Genomic DNA, 12,407 nt, shown 5'->3' with positions numbered 1-12,407 from the left:
TTGTAAGGGTGATAATTACAGAGTTGACAATAATTTTATCTAATTTTAGTAGTCCAAAATTATTAATGGCCCCTACTAGTTAAATCTGTTTGGACTTCTTCTATCTTTCTAAAGATCAAACAATTCATCTTTTAGGCGCCCAAAGCAAAAACTAAACTGATGAACTCAAAATGCAATACAATATGAAAAACAATCTTCTTAGAGTTTTCTTCATGTTATTTACAATTATGGCTTTTGCGCAAGCAAATAAAGTTAAGATTGTAAAAAATGAAGACGGAATGAAACTAGTTGTTGATGGTAAAGATTTCATGATGAACGGTGTGAATTGGGATTATGTCCCTATTGGTACAGATGTTACGAATGCGAATTTTTATGAACAACCGGATGATATTATTAAAGCAGGTCTAGATCATGAAATGGGGCTCTTAAAAAACATGAATGTAAACGTAGTAAGACAATACGTGGGTGTGCCTGCAAAGTGGGTACAGTACATTTATGAGGAGTATGGTATTTACACCTTGCTTAATCATCAATTTGGGCGTTACGGACTGACTATTGACGGTGTATGGACTCCGGTTACAGATTATTCAGATGCAAGAACACAAGAGTTATTGGTTTCTGAAATGCTTCAGCTTGTAAAAGATTATAAAGATGTTCCGGGTATCATCATGTATATGATGGGTAATGAGAATAATTATGGACTCTTTTGGCAAGGTGCAGAAACTGAAGACTTTCCGGAAGGTGAAGAACAAAAAAGAGCCGTAGGAGAGAATAGAGGAAGACCGATGTATAAGTTGATGAATGAAGTGGCTATAAAAATGAAAGCAATGGATGCAAATCATCCAGTTGCTATATGTAATGGTGATGTTTTGTTCATTGACATTATTGCTGAAGAATGTAAAGATGTTGATGTATATGGTGCCAATACATATAGAGGAGAATCTTTTGGTGATTTCTTTCAGGTTGTAAAAGATAAATTAGGCATGCCTGTAATGTTTACTGAATTTGGTGCAGATGCGTACAACGCATTGGCGGATAAAGAAGACCAGTATTGGCAAGCCCATTATAACTTATTGAATTGGGAAGAAATTTACGAGAATGCTGCCGGTTTAGGTAAAGCTGGTAACTCAATTGGAGGTTTTACATTCCAGTTTAGTGATGGATGGTGGAAGTTAGGTTTTGATAAGCGTGAAGATGCAGATACACATGAAACCGGAGCTTCTTGGAGCAATGGAGGTTACTATCATGATACCAAGGATGGTTCTAATAATATGAACGAAGAATGGTTTGGTATCTGTGCTAAAGGCCCAACAGATAATCGCGGTTTATATGAACTCTATCCTCGGGCGTCATATTATACATTAAAGGAAGCCCATAAATTAAATCCATATGCCAAAGGTATGTCTTTAGAATATATTGATAATTATTTTGATGACATTAATATAATGGATGCAGTATTAAGGGCAAGAGGTGATAAATCAGCCTTAGATGCAAAAAGTGGAAGTGGTGCAGTAATCCGTTTGAGCCAACTAAGAGCAGAAATGACAGGTTATTATACTGGCGGGAAGTTGTTAACTACCCCAGAGAATGCAAACCCCAATGAGAATGTCTTTCCTGCTGAGCAAGGCTTTGATCATATGCAATCCTTCTATGTAGGTGTTGAAGGTAATCCAGCACCTGGCGTAAAAGCTAATGTAAACTTTAATATTTTAGGCAACGTTGCAAGGAACCCTATTAATGAGATTTTCTATGAAGATGTAGGTAGGCCAGTAACTGTGGAAGGCGCTGGAGCAAATAGCGGAGAAACAATAACAGCAAATGATCAAAATAGAATTAGATTATACCAGGCTGAGTTTGAATGGAAGAACAAGTTGGCAGATATTAAATGGTTTTATAGAACGGGTCATTATCATTGGGGGTATGAAGGTGATTTCTTTGGATTGTATCCTGAAGCCAACTATGGGCCTAACCTAGACCTCTATAAAGGAGAAATACAGGGTACCGAAATACATGGTAAAGGTAAATTAAAAGGATTGGCTGCGGCATTTGGTCGCCAATTATGGTGGGGAGCAAATCCTACAGCTTTACTCAAATACCAGAAAGAAATACATGGTTTTGAGGTGACCGGTATCTATCATAGAGATTTTGAAAATGATATAGAACTAGATATAAACGGAAATCGGGTACTAGACCCAAATTTAGTTTTTAGCCGTGTGATTCCGGCATGGCCTATAGAGCGCGCTACGGTTGTTGTTGAAAAGGAGTTTGGTGATTTTGGTTTGACAGTTGGAGGTATTTGGGGTGGTAGTCCTTTAAATGGTATTGGTTATCAGGACGTAAGGGGCGAGCCTGGTAATTATATTGTGTACCAAGATAAAATTAACTCTGATGATAACTGGGGTGCCAAGGCAAAAATAACCTATTCTAAAGGTAAGTTTAACTGGTATGCCTTAGGTGCTACTGCTGGGTTGGTTGCTAATGGTGGCGTAGATCAAACACAAAATTTTTCTGGATGGAAATTAAAAGATAACGGAAGTGGAAATCAAAATAGTTTCTTGACCGGTTTTACTTATACTATCGGGAATTTACAAATTGCTCCTAACTTTTTATGGCAAGAGCCTTTAGTAAAACCAATACCATTAGATGCTACAGGCCCTGCAGCACCAAGAAATTTCATTAATGATCCGTTTGCTGTAAGAGGAAATCGTAAAACCACGGCAGGAGAGATCATATTGACTTTTGATCCTACGCCAGGTTCATGGTTTTATGCATGGGACAATGATCGTACTGAAGATGCGAAGTTTGCCTTTAATTTAGGTTACGTATATCGTCATTTTTCAACTGCTCAAGATTCACATATTGGTTTTAATGCAGAAGGAAATTTTCTAATTTTTCCTAATTCTGCTCCACAGAAGGATCTATGGGAGATGCACTCACGTATTGTATCAAGAATAAGTCCTGAGTTTAGTATAATTGCTAAATTATATGGAGGTAATGGGCAGGCAAATGGTAGTGATGAACGCACCATTGAAAGGTTTGGTATAGATGCTAAATCAATTTATAAAAATTGGCAATTTCAAGGAATGTTTAGAGTAGATGACTGGGGGCCTTATGATTATCATCGTGATTTTAACCTGACGTATCCTTTACAAATGTCTTTAGACATCTCGACTACTATTGGTAAGCCAGACTGGTTTATTTTACCGGATACCAGAATTGGTATTCGTGGTACCTGGAGGTCATTGAATGAATTTTCACCGAGATACGCACCTAATGCAGTTCCCGAGGGGTCTTTTGGTCAGGAACCTATTGTAAGTCCGGTAGGTTTTGACGATGGTCAGGAATGGGAGATCAGAACATATATACACATTAATCTAGGAAAATAAAAACGAGTCAAATGAAGATAGTAAATAATATAAAAGTCAAGTTTCTCGGTATAATTGCTGCGATACTTGTATTAGTGAGCTGTGAAAGAGATATTTCAGACGAAGCTGTTTTTGCAACGTTTCCAAATACCCCTGATATTTTCATTGATAATCCAGTGGGTTTGACTGATGAATTTTTTGTATCATTTGATCCTGCAGTAGGAGCCAATACTGAAGCCTTCGGAACTGATAATAATGTTGCCTATTCAGGTACATCTTCTATAAGAATTGATGTACCGGCTTCAGATGATCCCAACGGAAGTTTTGTTGGAGGGATATTTTTAGATAGGGGAGTGGGAAGAGATTTAACTGGATATGATGCGCTAACCTTTTGGGCTAGAGGATCAACCACAGCTACAGTTGGATTAGTCGGTTTTGGAACAGACTTTGAAGAGAATAAATTTGCTGTAGCAGGTCCAAGTATCAGATTATCTACAGATTGGAAGAAGTATATTATTCCAATACCTGATCCTTCTAAACTTATTCAGGAAAGAGGAATGTTCGTTTTCTCAGCAGGAGGTTTAGATATAATCGATAACATACCTAATGGCAATGAAATTGGTTTTACATTTTGGATGGACGAAATGCGATTTGAGAGTTTAGGCACGGTAGCTCAATTAAGACCAGCTATCTTTTCTGGACAAGATTTAGTACAACAGACATTTATTGGGTCATCAATATTAATAGATGGCTTAAGAGCAACTTTTAATGGTCCTGCTGGCGAAAATATTACGGTAGGTCCTGCACCAAGTTATTTTAATTTTTCCTCTTCAGATCCTAGTGTTGCTTTTGTTAACGAACTTGGGGAAATTCAAATTGTTGGTCAAGGAACTACAATTATTACTGCTCAACTTGATGATGTTTTGGCAGAAGGTTCTTTAGAATTAACTTCAGGTGGAGAATTACCTGCACCACCGACTCCTGCTCAAGCAGCAGAAGATGTTAGATCTATTTATAGCGATTCTTATACTTCGGTTACCAGTAGTAATTTCAACCCTGGTTTTGGAGGATCAACAACACAAACTACTGAAGCTAGTTTAAATGGAAATAATGTACAGATTTATGCCAATAATAACTTTACAGGTATTTTGTTTGATAATACGGTTGATGGATCAGAAATGACGCATCTACATATTGATGTGTTCACGCAAGCACCTGGTACTAGTGTAGAAATTCAAATAAGAGATGTTGGTGCAAATGGAGAGTTAGAGACGAATGTTTTTAATGGCTTCCCTGATGGTGACGATAAAGACTTTAGATTTACTGCTGACGGTTTACAAGTTGGGCAATGGACTTCTTTTGAAATTCCATTAGGAGGTGATATTGCAGCTCAGAAGAATAATTTGGGAGCTTTCATATTGGTTGGAGGCCCAGATTTCATATTAGATAATATTTACTTCTATAAAGAATAGGTTTGATAAATGAAATTTAAAAAAAAGAAGATGAACAATTTGAATAAACATATATATAAAATACTTGGCTTTTTTTCCATTTCCTGCATACTTTTAACGGGTTGTGAAACTGATGAAACTCAAACAGTGGCCGCCTTAAATAATTTAGTGGCAGAAGATAATTTTGATGTTGATGGCCAAGTTGACAGCTCTTTTTGGAATCTTGAAATTGGCGATGGCACAGCTCAAGGTATTCCTGGATGGGGGAATAATGAACTACAATACTATACAGATAGGTCAGAAAATGTCACTGTAGAGAACGGGTTCTTATTGATCACTGTCCGTGAAGAAGCATTTAATGGTGCGCAGTATACTTCTGCAAGGTTACAGACTAAAGGAAAAGTCCAACAGCAGTATGGCCGTTTTGAAGCCCGAATTAGATTGCCTTATGGTAAAGGTATGTTTCCTGCTTTTTGGTTATTAGGTGATGATAGCGATGGTGCCATCTGGCCACAAATTGGTGAGATAGACATTATGGAAAATACTGGTGATAAGCCAACCGAACTTTTTGGAACTATCCATGGGCCTGGGTATTCCGGTGGAGAATCCATTTCAAAAGAATTTATCCTAGAAGATAGCAGGGTAGATACCGAGTTTCATGTATATGGAGTAGAGTGGGGACCAGACTATATCAATTTTTATATAGATGATAAATTGTATAATCAGATAACTCCTGAAGATGTAGCCGAAGAAACTAATGGTGAGGGAGAATGGGTATTTAACGACAGATCATTTTATATTGTTTTAAATCTAGCTGTTGGTGGCAACTTAGCAGGAGCACCCAATGCAGAAACTGTCTTTCCTCAAACGATGGTTGTAGATTATGTGCGTGTCTATCAATAATAACAAATAAACTAATTTAACTAATAAGAATAATCATGAAAGAATTGATCAAAAGAACTAGAATACTATGGCTACTTATTGTTGCTGTATCCTTTTTTGGCTGTGAAGATGATGACGATGCCAATTTACCTGAAGTAGTGGCGAGTTTTGCTCAGACTATTAATGAAGATACTGGCGTGGTATCCTTTATAAACTTATCAGAAAATGCTGATAGCTATACTTGGGATTTTGGCGATGACACAACTTCTAATGAAATTAATCCTACAAAAGTTTATGGATCAGGAACATATACTGTAACCTTAACTGCAGAGAATGTCGCAGGAGCTTCAGCTACTTTTGAAGATACTATAGTTATAGACATACCGTTGCCTGTTAATATTCCTATTACATTTGATGATGCAGGTGTAAACTATGGTTCAATTGAAGGATTTGATACGCAATTCCAAGTAATTGCAAATCCAGAAGTGTCAGGTGCAAATGATGTAGCCTCAAATGTTGGTGAAATTGTACCAACTGGAGCAGATTTTCAAGGTATTAAAGTACCTTTAGGTGCTGGTGTAGACTTTAGCGGAGCTAATAATACAATTCAATTAAAACTATATTCCACTGTTGCTACAGATATCTTAGTTAAATTTTCTGGTGGTCTTAATGGAGCACGTGATGTAGAAGTGAAGGCTGCACATGGAGGAACAGGTTGGGAACAAATAGATTTTAATTTTGCTACAGATGGAGTAAAAAGCTTTATTGACGGAGATCCGGAAAATGGACAACCTTTTGCGCCAGACGGACAATATCAAACACTTGATTTATTTGTTGGTTTTGCTATTGGAGGCGTAACGAATACTTTTTATGTTGATGATGTAACATTTGTTGAAGTAGTAGCTACAAACGGGTGTAATGATGTGCCAGTTGCAGCTACATCACTTCCATTAGATTTTGAAGGATGTGCTACCTTCCCTTCAGATAGTAATTTTGGAGCAGGTTTGACTTCAGAGTTAGCCGCAAATCCATCTAAAACAGGTATAAATACCTCTGACTTTGTACTAAAGGTTGATAAACCTACCGATTCAGATTTCTTTGCGGGTATTCAAAATACATTTGCCCAGAATTTTGATCTTTCTACTACAGATACATTTAAGTTAAAAGTATTTTCTACAAAAGCAGATGTTGTTTTTAGATTTGAGTTATTAGCAAACCCTAATGACGGAAGTATAGGGAATCCAGCTCCAGTATTTGTAACAATTCCAACGGCAAATGAATGGGTAGAAGTAGAATTTACATTTACGGGCTTACCCGCTGGACCAATGGCATATAATCAATTGGTAATAAAACCTGATAATGATCAGTCTGATAGTGCTATCACAAATGGAGGAACCTATTATTTAGATGATCTTACGCTAGAAGGTGATGATCCTGGAAATACCTTTGATGATGGTTTATTAACCAATGGTGATTTTGAAAATGGAGCAGAAGCTTGGATTGGAAATGCAGTTAATGTGGTTACAGAAGGTGGTAACAGCTTTAATCTAGCTAATGTTGAAACTGCGGTACCAAATGAGCCTTTCCAGGTAAATCTGAGTCAAGTTGTTGAGATTGTTCAAGGTTCGAGCTATATATTATCATTTGATGCTTCATCCGATCGTGCACGAACCATTCTTGCCGGTATAGGATTAAACGAAGCTCCTTTTAGTAACGTAACCGAAGTAATTAATTTAACAACAGATACACAAACATTTACATTAAACCTTACAGCCACTGACTTTGGTTTGGCTAATAGTAGAGTACTATTTGATATGGCAGCAGAAGTAGGTACAGTAGTGATTGATAATGTGTCCTTAGTACTTGATGATGGTGGTTCAGGAGGTGATACAGTTGCGCCTGTAATTACATTGAATGGAGATGCTGTTGTAAATCTTACAGTTGGAGATAGCTTTACCGATCCAGGAGCAACAGCATCTGATGATGTTGATGGTGATATTTCAGGAAGTATTGCTGTAGGTGGTGATACAGTTGATACTAATACTGAAGGTACTTATGTTATTACCTATAATGTAAGCGATGCCGCAGGAAATCCAGCAGCACAAGTTACAAGAACTGTGAATGTGAATGCCGCCAGTGGTGGTGCAGAATCACCTTATTGTAATACCGAAGTTACGCATCTTAACATTCCGGCAGAAACTGCCTCAGCAGTTAATGTATCTATATTTAATGTTAATGAAACTACAATGAGAATTGAAATTGTTTCTGCTAATGATGATCCAGTTGATTTACTTGTATTACCTGCTGGAGATTTTAACCCAGTGCCAGGAATTTCATTAGCACCTGAAGATGTAGGTGATGGCGTTTGGGCTGCAGAATTTATCTATCCTGAAGGAGCTCCGGAAAATGCACAATTATATTTCTTATGGAGTAAAGTTTCTAATGCTGGGAATTGGCAATTTGGAGGACCAGGAGCAGACTTGCTTTCAGTACCTTTTAATGCAACTTGTGACACTTCTGGTGGAACCGGTAGTGGTGGATGTACCGCTGAACTTGTAGATGCAACTACATTACCAGTTACATTTGAAGGATGTGAATCTTTCTTAGGGACATTTACTAATGAAGGTTCAATTAGTGTAACTAATGCTGCAAATCCTAATATGACAGGAAACGCTTCAGACTATGCGCTTAGAATTGATAAAGGTACAGGTGCAAACCGCTGGGCAGGAGTTCAAAATGTTTTCCCACAAAACCTCTTGGTTACTAATAATACCCAAACCTATCGAATGAAAGTGTATTCTTCTAAAGCAAATGTGACAATTCGAGCTGAATTGATTATAACTCAACAACCTACTCCGGCTGTTGGTAATCCAGCTGCTCAATTCGCTACTGTTACCAATGCTAATGAATGGACAGAAATAGAGTTTACATTTAATATTCCAGATAATGCACAAGGGGTATTAAATCTTTTTGATTTACTTGTTATTAAACCTGATAACCCAGCTGATTCAGACGGTACATTTACAGATTCTGATGAAACATATTATGTAGATGATATCGAAAAAGTAAATTAGATGTAATTCTAAATCAAATTAATATTACATATTATAATAAGAGATTAATAAAATTATATTTGAATTAGTAGTTAGTCAAAAAGGTCGAGATATAAATACTCGGCCTTTTTAAACTCAAAAAGAATTAACAACCAATTTTTTAAAATAGAATTCCTGCAATGGTTAGTGAAAGTACATTAATGCATGATGCTAAAGTAAATAGTGATAAGAAAGTAGAACTCAACTATGTTCAAATAGAAAATGAAGGCTTTTACAAAATATCAAATGTAGACGCAATGCGACCATTTTTTATGAGCATTGTGAGTGATTCAAATCATTGGATGTTCATTTCAAGCAATGGTGGGGTAACCGCTGGCAGAAAAGATGCTGATAATGCCTTATTTCCTTACTATACAGATGATAAGATTACAGAATCTTATGAAACTACTGGTAGCAAATCTATTTTCATCGTGAATGATAGTATTTGGGAACCTTTTTCAGATCGATACACAGGCAAATATGCTATATCAAGGAATTTGTATAAAAATACTTTTGGGAATAAGATCCTCTTTGAAGAAGTAAATCATGATTTGAATTTGACTTACCAATACCAATGGAATTCAAGTAATAAGTTTGGTTTTATACGTAAGAGTAAATTGATAAATCATAACACTGCTTCAGTCAATGTAAAATTATTGGATGGTATTCAAAATATTATGCCATATGGAGTTGGTGCTGATATACAAGGCATACGTAGTAATCTGGTAGATGCCTATAAGCGCAGCGAATTGATTCCAGAAGTTGGTCTTGGTATTTTTGCATTGAGTGCTATTATAGTTGACAGAGCAGAGCCTAGCGAGGCTTTGAAAGCAAACACCGTTTGGTCTTTAGGATTAGAAAATCCTAAATATTTACTGTCGTCATTACAACTAGATAGTTTTAGAAACGAAGATTTTATAGAACAAGAGCAAGATGTAAAAGCTGAAAAAGGAGCGTATTTTGTTTCATCTGAAATAGAGCTTAAAGCTGAATCTGACAAAGAATGGATGCTTATAGCAAATGTAAATCAAAGTACCAATGACATTGCTCAAGCTTCTGAACGTATAAAAAATGATCCTGACATTCGTTCTAAAATTAATCAAAACATTGCTAAAGGAACTGAAAAACTAACTGAGTTGACTGCTGCTTCTGATGGCTTGCAGTTGACTTCTGACATGCAACGAAATACCAGGCATTACTCAAATGTGCTTTTCAATATTATGCGAGGTGGTATTTTTGATGATGGATACCAAATAGAAAAATGGGATTTTGATGCTTATCTGTCAAAAGCTAATAAAAAAGTATATAGAAAACACGAGCAATTACTAGCCGAGTTACCTGATGTTTTTTCGTTAAGTGACATTAGAAAGCTAGCCTATGAAAGTGACGATAAGAATTTTAGAAGACTTGCCTTAGAATATATGCCATTGAAGTTCAGTAGAAGGCATGGTGACCCAAGTAGACCTTGGAATAAGTTTTCTATTAATACCAGAAATGAAATTGATGGCTCTAAAATTTTAGACTACGAAGGTAACTGGAGAGATATTTTTCAAAATTGGGAAGCCTTGGCACATGCGTACCCCGAGTATATTGAGGCCATGATCTTCAAATTTTTAAATGCTACTACTTTTGATGGATATAACCCTTACAGAGTTACCAAGGGTGGTTTTGACTGGGAAGTAATTGAAGAACATGATCCTTGGTCATATATAGGTTACTGGGGTGATCATCAGATTATTTACTTGTTGAAATTCTTAGAATTTATTCAAGACCATTACCCGAGCAGATTGGTAGGATATTTTAACAAAGACCTTTTTGTATATGCTAATGTACCTTATAAGATTAAGACTTATAAAGAAACTTTAAAAGATCCAAAAGACACGATTGATTTTGATTATGAATCTGACAATGTTATACGCCAAAAGCGTATTGAATTGGGAGCAGATGGAGCTTTGCTTAGAGATGAAAATATGTTCATCCATAAAGTGAATTTTGTAGAGAAAATTTTAGCAACAGTTCTGGCCAAGCTGTCAAATTTCATTCCTGAAGCGGGTATATGGCTAAACACCCAAAGACCAGAATGGAATGATGCCAACAATGCATTAGTAGGTAATGGTGTATCAATGGTTACATTGTATTACTTACGTCGCTTCTTGCATTTCTTTAGAGGAGTTTTTGACGATGCTTCTGTTGACTCAGTTGCTATTTCAAAAGAACTGGTTGACTTTTTTAAAGCTGTAGCCAACGCCTTTGATAAAAATCACTATCTAATATCAGGGAGTATTAATGATCAGCAACGTAAGCAGGTGTTAGATGCCCTTGGACAGGCCGGTAGCGACTATCGTGAGAAAATTTATAATGATGCTTTTTCTGGACGTAAAGAAAAAATTACGTTGAAAGAATTAAAGCATTTTACAACAACAAGTTTAGATTTTCTTGAGCACTCAATAAACGCAAATAAGAGAAGTGATAATTTGTATCATGCTTATAATTTAATGACTGTTGAAAGTGAGACTGAAGTTTCAGTTTCGTATTTAAGTGAAATGTTAGAAGGTCAGGTGGCTGCCTTAAGTTCAGGTTATCTATCAGCTCAAGAAGTGTTAGAGTTATTAGACGCTATGAAAGTTAGTAAGCTTTTTAGGCCAGACCAATACAGCTATCTGCTGTACCCAAATAAAGAATTACCAAAATTCACTGAAAAGAATAATATTCCAGAGAACCTGGTATCGAAGTCATCCTTACTTCAACAATTATTAAAAGATGGTAATGCATCAATTATTGTAAAAGATATTAAGAATAATTTCCATTTTAATGGAGGTTTCAACAACGCAGAGAGTCTTCAAAATGCTTTGGATGCACTTACGGATACTAAGTATGCCGATCTGGCAAATTCAGAAAGGCAATTAGTATTAGGTATATTTGAAGAAGTATTCAACCATAAAGCATTCACAGGTAGATCAGGAACATTTTTTGGCTATGAAGGTCTTGGTTCTATATACTGGCACATGGTTTCAAAGCTTTTATTAGCGGTTCAAGAATGCTGTTTGAAAGCTATAGAAGAAAATGAAAGTGATGAATTAGTTGGCAGGTTGTTAGAGCATTTTTATGAAATTAATGAGGGTATTGGTGTTCATAAATCACCAACTCTATATGGTGCCTTTCCAACAGATCCTTATTCTCATACTCCAGCAGGAAAAGGAGCACAACAACCCGGTATGACTGGTCAGGTAAAAGAAGATATTTTATCAAGAATTGGCGAATTAGGAGTTTTTGTAAAAGACGGATGCTTGCAGTTTAATCCATGTTTATTACGTAAGAATGAGTTTTTGAATACTGAAAGTTTCTTCTCTTATATTGATATCAATGGAACTAAAAAAGAATTAAAGGTTTCTAAAGACGAACTAGCTTTTACACATTGTCAAATACCTATAATTTATAAGTTAAGTGATAAAGATGGTGTAAAAATATCCCGCGAAAATGGAAATATAGTTACGCTTGATTCACTAACGTTAGATAAAGAAACAAGTTCTGAAATATTTAAAAGAACAGGAAAGGTTTCCTTAATTGAAGTGCTTTTAAGCAAAGATAAGCGACTGAAGTAACTGTAAAATAGGAAC

Annotated in this window: 5 protein-coding genes; all 5 read left to right on the top strand. The window is 36.2% G+C overall.

Translation table 11 applies throughout. The annotated features are described in order from the left end of the window. The first annotated feature begins 182 nt into the window (after nt 1-182). The 5 genes from AC1EU5_RS07600 (at nt 183) to AC1EU5_RS07580 (ending at nt 12,392) form a co-directional block, all read left to right on the top strand. Entirely contained in the window at nt 183-3,386 is a 3,204-nt protein-coding gene (locus AC1EU5_RS07600; RefSeq protein WP_480191771.1) for a glycoside hydrolase family 2 TIM barrel-domain containing protein, read from the top strand. Between the two features lie 11 nt (nt 3,387-3,397). Next, nucleotides 3,398-4,837 (top strand): glycosyl hydrolase family 16, encoded by a 1,440-nt coding sequence (locus AC1EU5_RS07595; protein ID WP_480191770.1) that lies wholly within the window; start codon nt 3,398-3,400, stop codon nt 4,835-4,837. A 30-nt stretch (nt 4,838-4,867) separates the two neighbouring features. Continuing rightward, the gene (locus AC1EU5_RS07590; protein WP_480191769.1) at nt 4,868-5,719 is read left to right on the top strand and encodes a glycoside hydrolase family 16 protein; all 852 of its coding nucleotides are present in this window, start codon (nt 4,868-4,870) and stop codon (nt 5,717-5,719) included. A 35-nt stretch (nt 5,720-5,754) separates the two neighbouring features. Then, nucleotides 5,755-8,772, top strand: coding sequence for an immunoglobulin-like domain-containing protein (locus AC1EU5_RS07585; RefSeq protein ID WP_480191768.1), 3,018 nt, complete (start codon nt 5,755-5,757; stop codon nt 8,770-8,772). A gap of 158 nt (nt 8,773-8,930) precedes the next feature. Beyond that, the gene (locus AC1EU5_RS07580) at nt 8,931-12,392 is read left to right on the top strand and encodes a hypothetical protein (RefSeq protein ID WP_480191767.1); all 3,462 of its coding nucleotides are present in this window, start codon (nt 8,931-8,933) and stop codon (nt 12,390-12,392) included. Nucleotides 12,393-12,407 lie beyond the last annotated feature (15 nt).

Source organism: Maritimimonas sp. 2405UD52-3 (genome assembly GCF_056591715.1).
This window is presented reverse-complemented; position numbering and strand designations above follow the sequence as displayed.

Bases quoted from the DNA above. Each gene is read 5' to 3' on its own strand.
- AC1EU5_RS07585 (WP_480191768.1), top strand. From the start codon at position 5,755: ATGAAAGAATTGATCAAAAGAACTAGAATACTATGGCTACTTATTGTT.
- AC1EU5_RS07600 (WP_480191771.1), top strand. From the start codon at position 183: ATGAAAAACAATCTTCTTAGAGTTTTCTTCATGTTATTTACAATTATG.
- AC1EU5_RS07580 (WP_480191767.1), top strand. From the start codon at position 8,931: ATGGTTAGTGAAAGTACATTAATGCATGATGCTAAAGTAAATAGTGAT.
- AC1EU5_RS07590 (WP_480191769.1), top strand. From the start codon at position 4,868: ATGAACAATTTGAATAAACATATATATAAAATACTTGGCTTTTTTTCC.
- AC1EU5_RS07595 (WP_480191770.1), top strand. From the start codon at position 3,398: ATGAAGATAGTAAATAATATAAAAGTCAAGTTTCTCGGTATAATTGCT.